The organism is Deltaproteobacteria bacterium (assembly GCA_016183235.1).
Classification (GTDB): domain Bacteria; phylum UBA10199; class UBA10199; order DSSB01; family JACPFA01; genus JACPFA01.
On the sequence record JACPFA010000028.1, the window covers coordinates 1 to 18,248 of the forward strand.

The following is an 18,248-nucleotide window of genomic DNA, read 5'->3' on the forward strand; positions in this document are numbered from 1 at the left end:
AATTTAATACAAATTCAGACAAGACCCTTTCAACAGGCTGCAAGCTTAAAGCACAGCTCTGTTAAATTTTATCGGTTATTACCCATTCGTGGCATTTTGCCCTAAAAATCGTTTTGAATAGAAAAGTTCCTTCGTCATGAACCCCTCTTTGAATAGAAAAGTTCCTTCGTCATAAACCCCTGTTTCACCAATCTCTTTTTATAGGCCATTTATGAAAGCCGTTTTTAAACTAAAAGAAAAGAAAATGCCAAAAAGATAAAAAATTCACTCGGGACATTTTTACTGATCCGTTAAAGGACATTTTGACTGATCTACGACATAGACTTCACGGTGAGGAGTAAAATTTAAAATGCCATAATTGAATTTCTTCTTTTTTCAATACATCGTTCCACCATGAGTAGGGATTTTTTTTTGCCAATCGTTTGCGGGCAGTGGTTATTTTTGTAATTAAATTAAAATTGTATTGTTGAGCCAGCTTTGCAATGGGATTATGACCGGTTAAACCCAACAATTCCCCCAAATTCGAAAATAAAATCACTAAATCTCCACCTGCCTTTAATTTCGTGGGCACAGTGCTGAAAATTTGTTCAAGATAATTTTCGCTATGATAAGAACCTTCGTCTAATAACGAATTAGGCTCGATGCGTAGCCAAGGTGGATTAATCACAATAAGATCCGCAGCAGTTTCAATATCCAAATCCAAGGCGTTGGTTAATTTAGGAATAATTTTATTTTTTAAATCTAATCGTTCAATTTCATCTTCAAGCCCTTGAATAGCAAAGGGATTAATATCTGTTGCATAAATCTTAGCCAGGCCATGTTGTTGCAAAATAAAACCTAACACCCCGCACCCGCAGCCGGCATCAAGCGCGATCTTGCCTTTAAAATTACCTTTACCTAAAAATTGATCCAATAATTCGAGGTGTTCAATCCGAGTTGGAAAATAAACATTATAATAAGGGTGCAGTTTAAAAGGTAGCATGGGGTACTGAATGCCCCGTTGATACCATTGCCAAGAACCATTCAACCCCAAAACCTGTTTAATCGGTAGAAAAAATAATTCTTTTTGAGGATAAAATTTTTCTAACCAACCAATGGTGGGGGCCTTTTTTAATTTGATCTTATGATTCTCAATGGGGATGAGCAAATGAGATAAAAATTCCACCCAAAATTTTTTAAACTTACGCTCACTCGTATAATCATCGACTTTATATTGAGTTAACGCTTTTCGTTTAAGCCAGGAGTGAATCGTTAAGGCCGTCGGCCAAGTGTCTTCAATGCTTAAGTCTTGGCCTTTTTCCAACCACTCCCAAATTTTAGGGTAGGGGGTATTACCGTTAATATTTTTATAAGCAAGTTTTGATCTCATTTGACAGACTCATTTAAAAAAACAGATCATACGTACGTTTTAGTATTGACGTACGTACGATTATGGGATATTAATGCATTATGGTTCTTACTACCTCAAAATTAAGAGAAAATATCTATCGCTTTTTAGATCAAGTGTTGAAAACAGGCCAACCTCTTGAAATTGAGCGCAAAGGAAGGCGTTTAAAAATAGTCCCTGTTAAACCCGCTGGTAAACTTAATAATCTGCCATCCCGTTCAATTGTTTCGGGAAGTCCTGAAAGTATTGTTCATATCGATTGGTCGAAAGAATGGAAGCCAAAAATAAAGTAATCTACCTGGATACACATGTATTAATTTGGCTTTATGAAGGCAAGATTGATCTTATCCCTAAACCTGCCCAACTTAAAATTGAAGAAAGTGAAATATTTATTTCCCCCATGGTTGAGTTAGAACTCCAATATCTTTTTGAAATAGGGAAGATCAAAGAACAGGCGAAAAATATCATTATAGATTTGCAAGCTAGAATAGGCATCGATTATTGCAAACAACCTTTCCCCCAAATTATTATTCAAGCTTTATTAGAAGATTGGACGCGAGATCCTTTTGATCGAATCATTGTTAGCCAAGCCAAACTAAGCAACGCATTACTATTGTCTAAAGATAAGCTGATTTTAAAAAATTACAAACAAGCCTTCTGGAACTAAGGGCCTGTAGCCTGTGTGGAACATGTGGGGATTGAACCCGCGAAGCAGGCAAACACCAGCCAGTGGCTGGTGGCAAACTGCGAAGCGTATAAGGGAAATTATCCGAGCTAGCTGTAGGTTCGCAGAAAACTAGGGGCTTGTGTGGGACATGTAGGGATCGAACCTACGACCCGCTGATTAAGAGTCAGCTGCTCTACCAACTGAGCTAATGTCCCTGATAAACTCTACTTTACAACTGCCCGCCGGAGGCGGGTCCGCCTCTGGCGGAAGCTAATGTCCCTGATTGCGCAAGGAGACATATTGAGATAAGGCTATAAAGTCAAGTTGCCAAAAAACCATCTAAATTAACCAAGAGGTGCTTTGTGGAACAATTAGCCCGATTTCATTTTCAAACGGTTCATTTCCCGATTGCCTTAAGTTTTACGGCCTTATTTTTGATCGTCGTTGGCTTGTTAAGTAAAAAAGAAAAATTTTTTATTTCAGGGAGAATTATTCTTTACCTAGCCACGTTAGGTGCGCTGGTAGCCATGACCACTGGTCTTATGGCCGAAGAATATTTACCGCACTCGCATGCTGGGGAGATCCGTGCGATTATGGAATGGCATGAAACCTTGGGGATCACAATTGTGGTGAGCTTGGTAGTTATTTCGCTACTTGCTTTTTTAGAAAGTCGCAAACCTTCACAAACTATAAAAACATTTATTAGTATTTTGCTCATTGTTTTAGTGGGTGCGGTAGGTTTTACGGGTTATTTAGGTGGGCGTTTGGGCCACGAATTTGGCGTTGGCATTAAAAAGGAACAACCTGCGCAACAACCTATTGAACAACCCGTCGATAAACATGAAGGTCACGAGCATCATGATCATTCCCATTAATCTTTTTCCTGCGCCCAATTTTCCAGCCATTCTAGTTCTTCTTGATTTTCTCTTTTGATCGTCTTGGTGTGCCAGTGATCCACGGGTAATAAGGGGGTAGGTTGGTCTTTCAATAAGAAATCTAAATGTTCTTCGGCGCGAGTGATGGCAACATAAAGCAGATTGCGGTCAAGCCGTGAGTTGCCACGATAGTGTTCATCGGATGGATTGGTAATAAGCACATTACGAAACTCTAAGCCCTTAACATGCTCAATCGAGGTTACCGTGATCCCAGGTTCAAAGGAAAAGCTATGTTCTTCACCGAGGCGCAGGCCTGAGGTCCCCAAGTTTTGTAGATTTTGAAAAACATTACGAGCATCTTTAGGCGTGCGGCATAAAATAGCACTATGGCTGTGGGGATAATGCTGCTTCATGTCGACAATCCAATCTTGAATAGCAAAAATATAATCTTGTTCAGATTCAAGTTGGATAAATTCGGGTTCAGGGCCTACAAATACACCCTGACTTGCCTCTTCGGGTAATTGGCCATCGTGTCGCACATGCTGTGCCAGTTCTAAAATTTGTTTAGTGGAACGAAAACTCAAACGAAGTTCTACCAAATGCTTGTGGTTGAGTTTCAAGGTGTCAACCACCTCTTTGAAACTATGCAACTTGCCACCTTCAATAATTTGTTGGCCAAAATCTCCCACCAGGGTGAGGCAATGGTTCGATGCTACGGCTTGAGTGAGCACTTGCAAGGCCTGTGGACTTAAATCTTGAATTTCATCAACCACCAAATGATCAGCGGTTACCCCTAGCTTGCCTTGTTCATAGGCTGTCCACAGCGTTTGAGTTAATTCTTGTTGAGAGTGCAGATGGTTGGGCAGAGAAATCCTGGCCTCACGTAATCGCTCATGAACCCATTCGCTGTAGGTTAAAACCTTAACGTCTTTTAAGCCTAATTCAGGTAGACATTCTTTGATATAAAGTTTGAGAATTTGGTTAAACACCAACACAAAACAACGGTTAGCTTTGGCTCGGCTATTTTTATGATGTAAGAGCCAAGCCAGACGATGCAGTGCCACCGTGGTTTTGCCGCTACCTGCAATCCCCTCAATCAATAGGGGTTTGTCAACTTCGCTGGTGATCATGGCATATTGATCGGCCGTGATGAGGGAGAGAATAGGGGGTAAATAATGGGGTTGTCCCTGGCCGCGGCTACGGATGCGGCTCCCCTGGCTATCCACCTGATAGGGGTGATACTTCCATTCGCCATTTTGTTTAATGATTTGCCCTTGCGGGCATTCGACAAGATAAAGCTCGCGGCCTTTGCCTTTAAAACCACGCCGCACGACGATTTGGCCTTCTCGGTAGAGGCCAGCAATTTCGTCGCTATAATCATCACCCTCATTATATTCGTAATACAGTTTTGCAATGGGGGCCTCACGCCAATCGATAATGCGTTTTTTTGGAAAACTCGCCATTCCTAAATAAAAAGAAAATCGTTTGCCATTTTCTTCGCATTCTAACCTAGCAAAATAGGGTTGTTCCAATAACAATTCGAGTTTATTTAGTTGGCCTTCCCGCAAGCGGGATAAACCGTGAGCCACCGCTTCATCACTAATAATCTGTAGTTGATCTTCTTCGCGCCGCGTATTGACTAACTCTTGCGTTAGTCTTTTGGCCTCTTTAAAGTCTTCATCGGCATAGCGCGTGGTGAGCTTGGCTGCCTGGACGATGCTGTCATAGGCGTCTTGCCAGCGTTGTTCTTCTTCTTGTGCAATTTTTAAATAATTTTCCATGGCTTCTTAATTAAACCCGAACATTGGGCTTTACCGGAAACCCCGTCGATTGAAAAGATCAAAAATGACCTTTCGAAATCCAGGCCTCGAATTGTTTTGCTAGGCTTGAATTCCCCGACTTATTATCGGCAATCAGCTCTGCGCCATGAACTAGTTTGATTTGACAATTTAAAGACCCACGCCAGTTGGGAGTAGGTTGTTTTTCAATGAGTTGGATGCGTTTTTGAGATTGTTGTAAGCGTTTTTCTAGAGGTAAAATAGTATTTTCAATGAGTGCCGTGGCCGAAATGGGTTTGCCAGTCAGGCTTTGAATAATTTCTTTAAAAGTTTGGCTATTGCCGGGGTTCCAATAATACTTCATGAGTAAGGGAGCGACGTTAGGGTTGTCGGCGATCGTTTCAAATTTATCAAAAAAGAATTTGCGAGTTTGAGCAACACCAAACATGGCAAAAAGATAACCGTGGTAGGTGGCCGAAGAATCAAAGCTTAATAAATGAGGGATGGTTAAAAGCGGTCGGGCACTAGCCATGCCAAAAATTTTTCGTTCAATATCTCGGCCTAAGGTTTTAAGATTGTTAGGTGTTAAATCAGCGGGCGGCATTTCATAAACACATTTTTCAAATTCCGAGACCACTAAAAGCGAAAGCACTCCATTAGGAAGCAGGGGGTGATTGAGCCGAATTGATTTTTCAATAAGCCCAATGGGGATAGATTGGCCTTGTTGGTTTTTCGAATAACGTACTTGCCAATGGCCATCACTCACCAATGCATCCATGAACATCGATTGCGTTTCTGCTAAGGCCATCGAAGTTGGCGGATATTCTTGGCTGAACACAGGGGAGGGCATTTTAATATTGCTAAAGTGGGCTGCGTGTCCCCCTTCATGAAAAAGCGTATTGATGGCGCGAAACCCACTGCCTATTTGGTTGGGTTTGGCGTTGGCGGTGAAGTTGATTCTAGCCGGGTGCCATTTTTCTTTTTGAAAATAAGAGGGTTCAGGCCCGTGCATAAATCCATTTTCGTATTTTCCTTTACGATCTAATAAATCAAGGGTGAGGGTGGCACCTTGATAATCAACTCCTAATGCCTCAAAAGATTGAACCCAAACTTCAATGGCTCGGGCAAAAGGAAAATAAGGATCAATTTCGTGACTTAAATCGCCTGTGGTTTGATAGCGAAAGTTCCAGGGGTATAAAATCCCCTTACCAAATTTATCCACGATGCCCTGTAAACTCTTCTGCCATATTGGCCACACGCCTTCATAAACTTCTTTGATGAGTTTAAAGGTTTCTTGTTTGCTCATGTCTTCGGCGTATTGGCATTTGTATTCCATGAAATCAGCATAGCCCAAGCTTTGAGCAAAACGATTGCGTAGGCTGATCAATTCAAGATAACCCGATTTTAAAACGAAATCTTCGATTGCTAACAATCCTTCATAGGCGGCTTTCCGTAAGACCTCATCCTTTTCAGTTCCCACCATCATGGCCAATACGTTGCTAGAGGCCTCTTTAAACTCTCCTGATTTTGGATCGTGGTAACCTGAAACTAAATTACGTTTTTCAGTTTGAATCTTTGTTTCAAAGTCAATAATTTCATGAAGGAGCTTACGAGCTGTTTCAGATTCGAGAACATTTTTTTCAAAAAATCTTAACCATCCCTTTATAATAAGGGTTTCGGGATTTTGCGAAGGGGTTTGTTGTGCAATCGAGCGGGCTTCTAGCAAAAAGGCGCTGTTGGTTTTAAACTCTTGCAGGGCTTTTTCAGCAGCGACCAATTCTGATTGTTGATCGGTGATCCCCATGTAGGTGTTCCAAAAATAGTCCTCCCGCTTACGGTGTAACTCCAGGAATTCATTTTCAATTTTTTTAATAAACGTATTTTCTAAATTCATAACTGAGCATCATAACATATTCACCCTAAAGTGCATCCACTTTTGCAGCGCAGATAAAATCGTTTTCTGAAAGCCCATTGACTGCGTGGGTGCTATAAGTGACCGTACAAATACGATAGCCCACGTAAAGATCGGGGTGATGGTCTTCATAGTGTGAAATCCAAGCCAGAGCATTAACAAAGGCCATCACCTCATAGTAATTTTTGAAGTTATAGGTTTTGGTGATTTTGCCGTCGCTCAGTTGCCACCCTGGAATTTTTTCCAAATAGCTTTGAACGGCTTGTTGGGATAAGGCCATGCCTAGCTGGTCGCAAGGCTTACAATGTTTTTGCGCGAGTTCCATAGCGTTGAACCTCCAATAATGAAACATAATACACACTAAAAAGTTGACCTCATCTTATTTTTTCATTTTAATGATTGCAATAGGCACAACTGCTCTTTAGAAAGTTCCGAAACCAATGGAGCGTTATGGATACTCAATCTATTTTAAACAAAGTTGAACAAGGTCGTCCCGAAGTGGGGTGGGCTATTTTCAGTTTTCATTCGGGGCCTTGTTTGGTTTCTTTGTTGGGTAATGCCCTGTTAACCTTGGTTATGCTGGGGTTTGCGGCGGTGATGGGTTATTTCTTATTAACAGGGCAGGCCTATGCTCAATATGGGGATCAAGCCAATGTCATGTTGTTTGGTGGAGTGGTTCTTGGGTTTTTTGGGATTTATTTTCTCTGGAAAATTTTAAAACTCACCCGTATTTTTTTAGCCGGAAAAAGTAATTGCCTTGTTTTAACTGATCAAGGAATAATTAAACGTTTGGCTGGTAAGGTTGAAAGTTATCAATATTCCCACATTGAAAATCTAATTTTAAATACCATCACGGGTAGGTCGGTTACCCCCAAGCGCGAAATTAATTTTTGGGACAATCAAGCCAATCGCCAAGTGCAACTAGTCGACGCCAATTATTTTGGCAATCCACAACAAATCTTTCAAATCCTTCGGGGCAAATTAAATTAGGAGGTTCGTTTATGGCACCTTGGGGCTATATTGCTTTATTTATTTTATTTCTCGTAGCGATGAAGTTTTTAATTCCTATCCTTAATAAAGGCATGGGCGCCGTTTACAAAACCATGGGTTATGATCCCAAAAAAATTGAAGAAGAAAATAATCGGCAGTGGAAGGCTATTGCAGATTATTTGGGGCTACAATTTACTGCCGTGGCCAAACCTGAAGATAAAAAGGTGTGGCAGGGTGGTGGGGTGATGTTGAAAGGCCCCTATCGTGGCAAGCAAGTCGAGATGCACTTTTTATCTGAGACTCGCGAATATGCCTCGGGCCTGACCACGGGGTTTACTTGGAAAAATGATCGTCGTGTTATGGTGGCAACCGGCAAACCAGATCAATGGCGTGTCGAGCCTAAATCAAATGCTGTGATTGGGCTACAAACGGGCATTGCAGAATTTGACAAGGCTTTGAGCTTTCAAGGTAAGACCTTGAGTTTGACCCAAGATCAAATCAAAAAGTTGGCGCAATATGGTTGGATGAATCTGGCAATGAAAGACGGTTGGTTAATTTTTAATGATGATTACATGGAACATGTTCAAGCAACCAAAGGTTCTATGGCTATGATCAGTGTGGTTCACCCCATCTGGGGAACTTCGGCCAAACAAGTTCAAGTTGCTCCAGAACGGGTCAAGGCATTATTGGACTTGCTCGTTGATATTGCCAGCTGACAGCATTACGTCATCCCGGCCTTGAGCCGGGATCCATGATGACAAGAATCTTCCTTTTTATTCTTTGATCTCAATATACGAATATTTGGCTTTTTCTTTATTATAATACGCTTGAACTAGGTCGCTATTAATATCCATTCCACCATCTTTACCTAAGATAAACAAATCAAACCCAAAATCATCGGTGCTGGGCAAGTTCTTCAAGGCTTCAGCTAAGTTCACCACCAAGCTTCCTTCTGAAGCGGTGATGCTGATCATCCGATCGTTGAGCGATTGTTGTAATTCTAAAAGAACACTGATGACGCGGAAAGATTTTGCTTGAACCTCCGAGACAGGGGTTTCTTTATTGGGAGCGGGTAAAAGGGAATTAAAATCTTGTGCCCAAAAGCTTGGCGAATACACCTGAATCGAGGCATGGATGGCAGCAGATAAGCTTGCGCTTACCAGCGGAATGACCTCGCTCGCATCTTTGCTACCCCGCAAACTAAAGGCCTTGGGGGCTTGGTTCAATTCTTTAACTAGCAATTTGTCGTCGGTGAATGCTTCGGCTGATTTGATACCAGAATGATAATGCGTTGCCAGATTTCCAGTGGTGATCACGCTCGTTAAATAAAAATCTAATAACGAGGCAAGTGGAGCATTGAATACATGCTGCTTGTCGTCCATTTCAGGGTTGGGAAAATTCAGAGGGATCTCCATGTGAGGATCATGAGCCATGGCCTTGGCGAACACGTGAAAATCAGGCCCAACTCGATTTAAGAAATTTTTGACGCGATCGATGATTTGATCGACACTATGCCCATGCAATTCATGGGCCTTTGCAAAAATATAAAGGTTTGAAACATCTGGAGGGAGAGGGTTCACATCTTTAATTGCCGTCTTGTAATTACTTTCTATAGCTTTTGCGAATTCCTCTGTGTTGCCCTGGGGCCCAAAAATCGTACTTTTAAACTTACGTTCATCATCCAATAAAAAATAGGCCATGTCGTCACTTTCAACTTCTAAAAAGACTCGCGACCAAAGGGCAATAAAGGCAGCTTCGGTATTAGGATGGGTTGGGTTTATCCCTATAGATTCATTGAAGACAAGACTCGCCTTACAATTTGCAGTTATAAAATCACCTTGGTCAAAGGCAGATCTTGCTTCTACTAATCCTGGTTTTTCAGGGCTGCAGCCATTAGGAATAGAGACCCTATTATTTTCGTCTCGTGCTTGGTCGGGGTTACAGGTAAATTGATTATTGGCAACTGAGACGGGTGTTTCGTTCTTGGGTATATCTTTATTTTCATCAGGAACAGGTAAGTCACCTAACAATTGACCACTACGGCCACAACCTATAGAAAAAATAAAAACTAATGTGATCAGCGCGCTTGGAACAAAAGGAAATTGTTTGAATCTGAACATGGTCCCCCCTGACAATTAAATAAAAAATGATCCTATCCTAAAGGCTTTTTCGTAGATAAATCCTATAAAGTTGCTTATATTCAGCAACAAGATGGATTTAACGCAAAGTCCCATAGCTTACATTCACAAGAATTTTGACCGTTTTTTAAAAGAACTACAGGCCTATGCTAGAATTCCTAGCATTAGCGCCCCAGGTTTTCCAAAAGAACCCTTGGAGGCTTCCGCTCAGTGGACAGCACAGCGCATGCAACAAGCGGGGCTCTGTAATGTAGAGTTGTTGCGGGTTTCTGATGCGCCTCCCTTTGTTTATGGAGAATGGCTCAAGGCTCCTGGCAAACCTACGGTGTTGTTATATGCCCATTACGATGTGCAACCCCCCGGGCGCGAGGCCTATTGGAAAAGCTCGCCTTTTGAGCCGCAAATTCGGGAAGGCAGGCTTTATGGCCGAGGCACGGCCGATGATAAAGCCGGTGGTATGATGCATTTAGCCGCTATCGAGGCCTATCTTAAAACAGCAGGTGAGCTTCCCGTGAACATTCGTTTTATTATTGAAGGCGAAGAAGAGGTGGGGAGCATTCATCTGCAAGATTTTTTAAAATTTTATCAAGAGCGCCTTCAAGCTGATGTTATGGTACTGACCGATACTGCTAACCTCGATGTTGGCCTGCCTTCAATTACTTACCGTTTGCGTGGCTTGGTTGATGCCATCGTCGAAGTGCGCACCCTCGATCACCCCGTGCATAGTGGCATGTGGGGTGGGCCAGTGATCGATGCACTCACCGCATTAAATCAGGTTTTATCACGCTTAGTCACACGAGAGGGCAAGATTGCTATTCCCGGTTTTTGTGATGACGTTGCTTTAATTTCTAAAACAGAACAACAACAATTACAGCGCCTACCTTTTGCAGACGAAAAATTTCGTCGAGAAGTCGGAGCTGTTGCTTCTTTACAATGGGCGGGTGATTCCCAAAAAAGTGTGTATGAAAAAATTTGGTGTGAGCCGGCCTTAGCTATTTTAGGCGTAGATGCCCCCAGCGTTGCTACGACTAGCAATCAAATTGTGGAGTGGGCGCGGGCCAAGATTTCAATTCGTATCGTGAACGATCAAGATCCAAAAAAAATGTTAAGGTTGTTGTGTGATTTTTTACAACAAGAGCCACCCTTTGGCTGCGAGGTTAAAGCCACCGCTGGTGCAGCCGGTGACCCTTGGAAAGGTGATATTGAGGGCCCAGCATTTAGGGTGGCCCAAAGGGCCTTGGCTAAAGGTTACGGGCGTGAACCGGTATTTATTGGCTGTGGGGGCTCGATTCCTTTTGTAAAACCACTTACCGACGCATTTCCCAACATGCCGGCCTTACTCATTGGGGTAGAAGATCCTTACACCAATGCCCACGGTGAAAACGAGAGTTTGCATATTGAAGATTGGAAAAAGGGAATTTTATCCGCGGTTTATTTATATAAAGAGCTTGCTGCGCAGAGTTCATCGTAATCAACGGGTGACCCGGGCAGGGGGCCCCCCACCAGCGCGCAGTCCTGCTTTGAGGACGAGCACTGCTGGGGGAAAGCCCGGGGCCGGGCCCGTTGATTACGATGAACTCTGCGCAGCAAGTCCTTTCAATAGCTTAAAAGTATAAATGCCCGTGTTGTGGCCATCGCTCCAAATAATTTGAATGGCGTAGTGCCCTACGATTTTTATGTCTTTAATATCAATGCTGGGATTAATCATATTTTTTTGGACACGTTTTTCCCGCGTCCATTCGTCAACACACAAGGCACAAGGGCACGCGGCCCTTAAATCAACAAAGGGGTAAGAAGTTTGAGTGCCATCTGCCCAATCAATGGTTAGGGTATGGTTGGCACTTCGGGCAATTTGTTTAGGAATTATTTCCATAGATTATGCGTGTCCTTTTAAAGTCCAATAAGCCCCGCGCCCTCTTCCTTTCTGGATTAGTTTTAAACTCTTAAAATCAATGAGGGCTTGTTGTCTAGAAAGAGAATGTTTTAGTTCTTCAAGATAATCCGAAAGTCGGATTTGTTTTTTCTTAGTTAGAATTCGTTTTAGAATATTGAGACGAGAAATGCGTTCCCAACTGCCAAGCGATTTTCTTTCTTGAGAATCTATTACAATAGCTTCTCGCCCCAAGAACCCCCATGCTTTGAATTCTTTTAAACTCTCAGTACTTGCCTTTTCAGCCAAAACACCTCCAGGGGAGTAAAGACCCATAAAATAAAATTGCGTGGGTACGGGCTTTAACCTAGCTATTACATAAGACCAAAAGAGCTCTGATTCTAAATCATGAGGCTTGGCTTGTTTAATGAACGCGGCGATAACGCCTACGGTTTGAGGCGTGGCCATGGTTTGCATGGCGATTCGTAAATTTTGTGGTTTAAGGTCTTGCCAATGTTGGGCCCCGTAGTTTACTAAAATTTGCAAGAGCCTGGGGTCAAAACGGCTCCAATCAGCGGCCAGGGCAAAAAGGGATTCTTTATTTTTTACAACATAGGTCCATTTATTTTTCGCACCCACAGACCTGGCACCTATTTTGCCAAGCTCATAGTAGAGGCGGGATAATTCCTTTAGACTAGGTGGGGCTAAACTCATACTTCAATTCCCATTTGTTCGCATAGGTCATAAAAGAAATCGCGGGCTGTTTCGGCCTTGGGTAATCCTATTTCGATACAATGTTGTAAATGGCTGGCGACTAAAGAAGTGTTAACGTTTTTTTTCAAAAGGGCCCTGGCATGGGGCAGATCTTTTTCGCGGCCCGCAAAACATTTCATAATGAGCAGGTCTTCTTTGCTTAAGGCGAAGGCAGTTAGTTTTTTACCTCTAAAAATGGTGATAAGGCGTGAACCATAATCTTTAGGGAGTGAATAAGTAAAGGTTGCAAAATAGGTATTGAGCCAATCAGGGGGCAAACCTAGTTTTTTGGCCACTTTTTTAACGACCTTGTCAATCTCAGCCAATTCCAACTTGGTTTGATAGGGGATGCCGTCTATATCCATGGTAGAAAGGGGAATATGATGGGCCAAGACAAAGGCCGCACCACCACCCACGAGCAATTGCAAGGGTGCTGGAATCTCGTCATCCAGGGCCTGTAAGGCGGCTTTCATCTGTTGAGCATCCATTGGGATAATTATATATATAATTGACTAGTAGTCAATAGTCTTGTCATTTTTCCACTCTTATCGCCGATTCCCACTCCAAAGCGGATCTTCACCGTGGTTTGTGGAGCTTGAGTTTGATACGGCCCTCACTTAAGGAGCCGCATCCTAGGTTCGTCTACCAAATGGTTTCTACGTGGGGATATTCAATGAGTCTTTCGTCTTTTGTGACAAGTTGGCAGGAATGTTTTTTTGCGGTAGCAACTAAAAAACGATCAGCAGGATCTTGGTGCAACTTACCTGGTAAGCGGGTACTCAACACCGCAATCTCTGGGGTTAATTCCAGAGCGAAGATTTTTGGAAAAGAGAGTGCTTTCTGGACCCATTCTTCAACATCGCGATCCAACGAAAGTCTTCCTTTTTCAATCAGCATGGCAACTTCCCAACAAGAAATTACGGACACACCCAGGCTTTCTTCTTTTTCAATTGCTCGCAGCGCTTTCTGAGAAAGTTTGATTGGATTATGGATCCACCATAACCAAACGTGGGTATCCAGCAGGATCACCTCATTGCCTCCCATTCCACCTCAATGGGAGAAATAAGATCCCCTTCATAGATAATCGACCCTCTTAATTCATGGTCTTTTAGAGAATGATTTTTTGTTTTAAGGGGGATCACTTCGGCAATGGGTTTGCCCCGTTTGGTGATAATAAGCCGTTCTTTTTTTGTTCTTACCCGCTCTAGGAGCGATAGGCACTTCGATTTAAACTCTCCCACGGCAATGGTCTTCATCATGAACCTCTTGACTATAGTCATAGTATCATAGTCATCTATAAAGACAAGGTCGAAAAATAGGAATTCTGAAATATTTTTTAAACGTCGGTGCCGGAAATCGCGGCTAATTTTTGATTAAGTACAGCGTTGATGCGGGCGATTTCTTTATTGGGTGATGGGATCTTGCCGGACTTGGCGTATTCTTGAGCATCTTTGATTTTTGCAAGGACATTGCCGCTTTCACCCAACCTTGCTTCGGTCATAGCATCTTGGAGGCATTTCCCCATGGCATTGCCATAAGCGGTTAGCAGAATTTTATCTCTTAAAGATGTGAGGGCTTGATTATTGGCCTTGGCTAAGTTTGCATTGGCATCGGTTAGAACCAATTTAACGGCATCAATATTGCCGTGCTTGGCCAATGCAGCGGCTCTATCGAGATGAGTGCGCGCTAAGGTGCTGTAGATGGCTGAAAGTTCTTTTGGGTTGATGGCGACGCGATGTTTTTTGGCGTGAGTGGTGGCTAAGTTTAAATGGAATATTGCAGGAAGATCGTCTCCTTGTTTAGCCAAACTCCGGGCTTGTCCTAGGTGGTGTTCAACATAGGTAGTGTGAATAATAGCTATGTTATGTTTAAGTACTGCAAATTTTTTATTTGGGGGGACTTTTACAGCCATGGCGTGGTGCAGTGCCAGATCTAAATGTTTGTTAGTTTCAGTTAATTTCCCTTTTTGAGCAGCTTGGTGGGCGAGTTTGAATTCTTTGAGTGTAGCTCTTTTTAAAGCCCTTTGTCGATTAACTTGCATGAATCTTACTTTCTCACGTGGAAGAATCTCCGTATTTGCTGTTGCTGCACGAAGGGTCATATCAATGCCATATTCAACCTGAGCAACTTCGCCGCGCTGTGCAAGTTTGGGCAATTGTTTGAGGGCTTTTTCTTTCATGGCTTGAGCTTTTTTCGGGTCAACTATTGGGATATCGGCTTTGCGTGCGTAAATGTTGGCCATGGCCAAGGCGCCTTCAAACATCACCAAGTCGCCTTTGGTTAAATAACGTTGTGCCTCGGCTCTCTTGAGCGTAGAGGCACTGTCAAATCCTTCTTTTCTCAACAAAGTTTGATAATCGCCATCAATATAGTTTGCAAGCAGGCTGGTTTCAGCTACATGATAGGCACGCTTAATTTCATTCTCCATGATTTCGGCCTTGCCAGTTGCAGCAGCATTGGCAGCCCTTTCTAGGTGTTCGCAATAACTTTGAAGCGTTTTTATCGAAGTGCCTTTAGGGATTTCCGTCAATCCGGTTAACCGTGTAAAATTGGGATCAGGCGCTTTTAGTTCGGTAGGCTTTGCTTTTTTAGAACCTTGCTTAACTAATAATTTATCTTCGGCAGGTTGATAAATTCCATCAGCGTTGCTGTCTTGAATAAAATATTCTTTTCCACTAATTTCCCCTAAACTGAAATCAGCCATAAAATTAAACTCCCAATCAAAACGGGCCCCTAATCATTCAATTTATCGGCAAAAACACACTTAAAGTTGCTCTAAATGATCTTTTATTAAAAAAGTATACATTGTCTTGTTGGAAAATGCATTTTCTGTCATCCCTGCGGAGGCAGGGATCCAGATATCTAACTTTAGGGCTGGGTCCCTGCCTGCGCAGGGATGACAAGAAATGTATTTTGATCTAAGGCTGTTTTAGCTATGCATCGACAAATTACCATTATAGGGGCAGGGCTTGCCGGTTGTGAGGCGGCTTGGCAATTGGCCCAAAAAGGGTTCAAAGTAAATTTATTAGAACAAAAACCGCTTGCTCGAACTCCAGCCCAAAAATCCGATCATTTAGCGGAATTGGTTTGTAGCAATAGCCTGCGTTCGGCTGATCCTGAAAATGCCGTAGGTTTATTGAAACAAGAAATGCGTAGCTTAAATTCTTTGATCATCCAAATGGCCGATCGGCATCGCATTCCGGGCGGGAGTGCGTTGGTGGTCGATCGCGAAGGTTTTAGTGAGGGCATCACTGAGGCCATTAAAAAACATCCTCATATTAAAGTAGGAAGTGTCGCAGTCACCGCCATTCCAAGTGACCGGCCTCTGGTGATTGCAACGGGGCCACTCACCACCCCGGCCTTTGCTCAGGCCATTCAATCCCTCACCGCAACTAATTATTTATATTTTTATGATTCCATTGCCCCCATTGTAGAAGTTGATTCGATCAATCGAGAGATTGCCTTTAAGGCCTCGCGCTATGACAAAGGCGAAGCGGATTATCTTAATTGCCCCATGACAAAAGAAGAATACGAGACTTTTGTTAACGAATTAATTTCTTCTGAAAAAGTGCCCGCCAAGGATTTTGAAAAAGAGATTTATTTTGAAGGGTGCTTACCCATCGAGGTGATGGCTGCCCGCGGTCTTAAGACTTTGGCCTTTGGCCCGATGAAGCCTGTGGGTTTAACCGATCCACGCACGTGCATGCGCCCTTATGCCGTGGTGCAGTTACGCCAAGATGATTTACATGCCAGCCTTTATAATATGGTGGGGTTTCAAACTCGGATGAAATACCCCGAACAGATGCGGGTCTTTCGAAAGGTGCCAGGTCTTGAAAATGCCCAATTTGTAAGATTGGGCAGTATGCATCGCAATACTTATATTAATTCTCCCCAATTATTAAACCCCTATCTTGAGTTAAAAAATCACCCTGGCATTTATTTTGCTGGGCAAATTTGTGGAGTGGAAGGGTATGTGGAGAGTGCGGCCATGGGGTTGTATGTGGGGCAAGTGTTAGGGGCAAGGCTGCAAAATAGAGATCCAGATTTTTTGTCAACCCGCACCGGGCTGGGGGCTTTGGTGAGGCATATTACTGAGGCTAGTTCCCGTGGCTTTCAACCCATGAATGTTAATTTTGGGCTCTTTGAAATAGCAGAAGCAGAGCGCAAGAAAATTAGCCGTAAGGAACTTGTAGAAGGGAGTTTAAAGATGGTATCCTCTTGGCAACAACAATTATGGAATCTTTAACCGACATTCTGCATCAGTTTCTCGATTATTTAAAAAAAGAAAAACAATATTCCCTTCACACCGTGATGGCCTATCAACGAGATTTGCAGGCCCTTATTAAATTTTTAAAAAAACAATTTGCCTCTCTGCAACAATGGAAAGAAGTCGATACCTATCATTTGCGTTCTTATCTAGCCGCTGCCTTTCATAACACCCAAGCGGCCACTCGAAACCGCCGTTTGTCGACCCTGCGGTCTTTTTGGAAATTTTTAAAAAAGTTAAAGATTGTCGAAAAAAATGTGGCGAGTTCATTGCGGGGGGTAAAGCAAATGCAAAAATTGCCCCAATTTTTAGATGTCGAAGAGAGTCAGCTTTTAATGGAAGCGCCCCAAGCCAAAGATTTTAACGGCTCTCGAGATAAAGCAATGCTTGAGCTTTTATATGGATGCGGCCTTCGTATTGGGGAATTATGTAATTTAAGGTCCCGCAATATTGATTTTGCCACTAAAATGATCACCTTAAAGGGGAAAGGCAATAGGGAAAGAATGGTCCCCATGGGTGATTATGTAGCTAGCGCGCTGACTCAGTATCGGTCGTGGCGAGAACGTAAAAATAAGTTAGGTGGTGAAGATTTTATTTTTTTAGGCAGTCGAGGCAAACCCCTCTCAGTGCGCTATGCCCGTAAGTTGGTAGGAAAATATGCCCTGCTAGCGGGGTTAGGGCGTCGGTTGTCGCCGCATACCCTAAGGCACACCTTTGCCACCCACTTATTGCGGGAGGGTGCGGATTTGCGGGGTATTCAAGAATTGTTGGGGCATCAGTCGCTTTCGACCACTCAAAAATACACCCACGTGAGTCTTGATAAATTAATGGAAGTGTACGATAAAGCCCACCCTAAGGCTTAATCAAAGGTGTCATTCCGAGTGAAACGAGGAATCTCGATAGGATTAAATGGAAGATTCTTCGCCTTCGGCTCTGAATGACAGTAATATTTATGATTCGTAGCACAACGATATTGGCGGTTAAACAAGGTAAGCATGTCACCATGATCGGTGACGGGCAAGTCACTTTAGATAAAATGGTCATCAAAGGTTCTGCTAAAAAAGTGCGGCGAATGTATGAAGATAAAGTCTTGGCGGGTTTTGCCGGTTCTACGGCAGATGCCTTTACTTTATTTGAAAAGTTTGAGGGTAAACTCAACCAATACAATGGCAACCTCACTAGGGCGGCGGTAGAGTTGGCCAAGGAATGGCGAGGGGATAAATATTTACGGCAACTCGATGCCCTGTTGCTAGTGGCCGATGAGCAAAACATGTTCACCGTCAGCGGGCACGGGGATGTGATTGAGCCCGATGATGGTATCGCGGCCATTGGGTCGGGTGGTTTTTATGCGCTGGCAGCGGCACGGGCTTTGGTGCGCAAAACACAACTTTCCCCCAGCGAAGTTGCCCATGAGGCCATGAAAATCGCCTCTGAGATTTGTGTGTTTACTAACGATCAATTTGTTGTCGAGGAATTAAAATAATGGGAATTTCTGAAAAAAATTACCAAAGTGCGAAGAAGTCTTGGCGAATCCGGCAGAGGTTCCCTCAACCCTTAAGCATTGGGGTTTCGGGTAACCTCTTCTCGCTTCGCCAAGATTTCTTCCAACTT

Annotated in this window: 20 protein-coding genes and 1 tRNA gene; 9 read left to right on the top strand and 12 right to left on the bottom strand. The window is 43.1% G+C overall.

Going from position 1 to position 18,248, the window contains the following annotated elements:
- Window positions 1-325 precede the first annotated feature (325 nt).
- Window positions 326-1,369, bottom strand: coding sequence for a methyltransferase (locus HYU97_07245; GenBank protein ID MBI2336539.1), 1,044 nt, complete (start codon window positions 1,367-1,369; stop codon window positions 326-328).
- An 80-nt stretch (window positions 1,370-1,449) separates the two neighbouring features.
- Here HYU97_07245 and HYU97_07250 point away from each other — a divergent pair, with 80 nt between their 5' ends.
- Complete coding sequence (locus tag HYU97_07250; GenBank protein ID MBI2336540.1) at window positions 1,450-1,680, top strand: type II toxin-antitoxin system Phd/YefM family antitoxin; 231 nt, start codon at window positions 1,450-1,452, stop codon at window positions 1,678-1,680.
- Complete coding sequence (locus HYU97_07255) at window positions 1,659-2,054, top strand: PIN domain-containing protein (GenBank protein MBI2336541.1); 396 nt, start codon at window positions 1,659-1,661, stop codon at window positions 2,052-2,054. Before HYU97_07250 ends, HYU97_07255 begins: the two co-directional genes overlap by 22 nt.
- A 142-nt stretch (window positions 2,055-2,196) precedes the next feature.
- Here the strand turns inward: HYU97_07255 and HYU97_07260 are convergent.
- A tRNA-Lys gene (locus HYU97_07260) sits at window positions 2,197-2,269 on the bottom strand.
- A 147-nt stretch (window positions 2,270-2,416) separates the two neighbouring features.
- Here HYU97_07260 and HYU97_07265 point away from each other — a divergent pair.
- A complete protein-coding gene (locus HYU97_07265; GenBank protein ID MBI2336542.1) occupies window positions 2,417-2,929 on the top strand; it encodes a DUF2231 domain-containing protein in 513 nt (170 codons plus the stop codon).
- Here HYU97_07265 and HYU97_07270 read toward each other — a convergent pair.
- Genes HYU97_07270 through HYU97_07280 form a run of 3 tightly spaced genes read right to left on the bottom strand, consistent with a single transcriptional unit; the run spans window position 2,926 to window position 6,944 of the window.
- Window positions 2,926-4,710, bottom strand: coding sequence for an AAA family ATPase (locus HYU97_07270; protein MBI2336543.1), 1,785 nt, complete (start codon window positions 4,708-4,710; stop codon window positions 2,926-2,928). The two genes, HYU97_07265 and HYU97_07270, sit on opposite strands and share 4 nt — an antisense overlap.
- Window positions 4,711-4,768: 58 nt before the next feature.
- Window positions 4,769-6,601 (bottom strand): M2 family metallopeptidase, encoded by a 1,833-nt coding sequence (locus HYU97_07275; protein ID MBI2336544.1) that lies wholly within the window; start codon window positions 6,599-6,601, stop codon window positions 4,769-4,771.
- Window positions 6,602-6,626: 25 nt separating this feature from the next.
- A complete protein-coding gene (locus HYU97_07280; GenBank protein MBI2336545.1) occupies window positions 6,627-6,944 on the bottom strand; it encodes a 4a-hydroxytetrahydrobiopterin dehydratase in 318 nt (105 codons plus the stop codon).
- Window positions 6,945-7,069: 125 nt separating this feature from the next.
- On the opposite strand from HYU97_07280, the gene HYU97_07285 reads away from it, so the two are divergent.
- Both HYU97_07285 and HYU97_07290 read left to right on the top strand, forming a co-directional pair.
- Window positions 7,070-7,609, top strand: a complete 540-nt coding sequence (locus tag HYU97_07285; protein MBI2336546.1) for a hypothetical protein — start codon at window positions 7,070-7,072, stop codon at window positions 7,607-7,609.
- Between the two features lie 11 nt (window positions 7,610-7,620).
- Window positions 7,621-8,325, top strand: a complete 705-nt coding sequence (locus tag HYU97_07290; GenBank protein MBI2336547.1) for a hypothetical protein — start codon at window positions 7,621-7,623, stop codon at window positions 8,323-8,325.
- 57 nt (window positions 8,326-8,382) lie between these two features.
- Here the strand turns inward: HYU97_07290 and HYU97_07295 are convergent, their stop codons facing one another.
- Window positions 8,383-9,729 carry a hypothetical protein gene (locus tag HYU97_07295; GenBank protein ID MBI2336548.1) on the bottom strand — a complete coding sequence of 449 codons (1,347 nt, stop codon included), beginning with the start codon at window positions 9,727-9,729 and terminating at the stop codon, window positions 8,383-8,385.
- 91 nt (window positions 9,730-9,820) lie between these two features.
- Here HYU97_07295 and HYU97_07300 point away from each other — a divergent pair, with 91 nt between their 5' ends.
- Window positions 9,821-11,218 (top strand): M20/M25/M40 family metallo-hydrolase, encoded by a 1,398-nt coding sequence (locus HYU97_07300; GenBank protein MBI2336549.1) that lies wholly within the window; start codon window positions 9,821-9,823, stop codon window positions 11,216-11,218.
- Between the two features lie 96 nt (window positions 11,219-11,314).
- Here HYU97_07300 and HYU97_07305 read toward each other — a convergent pair whose 3' ends face one another.
- From HYU97_07305 to HYU97_07330, 6 genes are all read right to left on the bottom strand, one after another.
- Complete coding sequence (locus tag HYU97_07305) at window positions 11,315-11,620, bottom strand: DUF971 domain-containing protein (GenBank protein ID MBI2336550.1); 306 nt, start codon at window positions 11,618-11,620, stop codon at window positions 11,315-11,317.
- A gap of 3 nt (window positions 11,621-11,623) precedes the next feature.
- Window positions 11,624-12,331 carry a hypothetical protein gene (locus HYU97_07310; protein ID MBI2336551.1) on the bottom strand — a complete coding sequence of 236 codons (708 nt, stop codon included), beginning with the start codon at window positions 12,329-12,331 and terminating at the stop codon, window positions 11,624-11,626.
- The gene (locus HYU97_07315; GenBank protein MBI2336552.1) at window positions 12,328-12,858 is read right to left on the bottom strand and encodes a hypothetical protein; all 531 of its coding nucleotides are present in this window, start codon (window positions 12,856-12,858) and stop codon (window positions 12,328-12,330) included. The genes HYU97_07310 and HYU97_07315 overlap by 4 nt, the downstream gene beginning before the upstream one ends.
- 154 nt (window positions 12,859-13,012) lie before the next feature.
- Window positions 13,013-13,399: a type II toxin-antitoxin system VapC family toxin gene (locus HYU97_07320; protein MBI2336553.1), complete on the bottom strand. Its 387-nt coding sequence runs from the start codon at window positions 13,397-13,399 to the stop codon at window positions 13,013-13,015.
- Window positions 13,396-13,629 carry a type II toxin-antitoxin system Phd/YefM family antitoxin gene (locus HYU97_07325; protein ID MBI2336554.1) on the bottom strand — a complete coding sequence of 78 codons (234 nt, stop codon included), beginning with the start codon at window positions 13,627-13,629 and terminating at the stop codon, window positions 13,396-13,398. The genes HYU97_07320 and HYU97_07325 overlap by 4 nt, the downstream gene beginning before the upstream one ends.
- A gap of 77 nt (window positions 13,630-13,706) precedes the next feature.
- Complete coding sequence (locus tag HYU97_07330) at window positions 13,707-15,074, bottom strand: hypothetical protein (GenBank protein ID MBI2336555.1); 1,368 nt, start codon at window positions 15,072-15,074, stop codon at window positions 13,707-13,709.
- A 231-nt stretch (window positions 15,075-15,305) separates the two neighbouring features.
- Between HYU97_07330 and trmFO the strand changes: the two genes are divergently transcribed.
- From trmFO to hslV, 3 genes are all read left to right on the top strand, one after another.
- Entirely contained in the window at window positions 15,306-16,616 is a 1,311-nt protein-coding gene (gene trmFO, locus HYU97_07335) for a methylenetetrahydrofolate--tRNA-(uracil(54)-C(5))-methyltransferase (FADH(2)-oxidizing) TrmFO (protein MBI2336556.1), read from the top strand.
- A complete protein-coding gene (locus HYU97_07340; GenBank protein ID MBI2336557.1) occupies window positions 16,604-17,500 on the top strand; it encodes a tyrosine recombinase XerC in 897 nt (298 codons plus the stop codon). Before trmFO ends, HYU97_07340 begins: the two co-directional genes overlap by 13 nt.
- Before the next feature lie 89 nt (window positions 17,501-17,589).
- Window positions 17,590-18,120, top strand: a complete 531-nt coding sequence (hslV, locus tag HYU97_07345; GenBank protein MBI2336558.1) for an ATP-dependent protease subunit HslV — start codon at window positions 17,590-17,592, stop codon at window positions 18,118-18,120.
- Window positions 18,121-18,248: the final 128 nt, after the last annotated feature.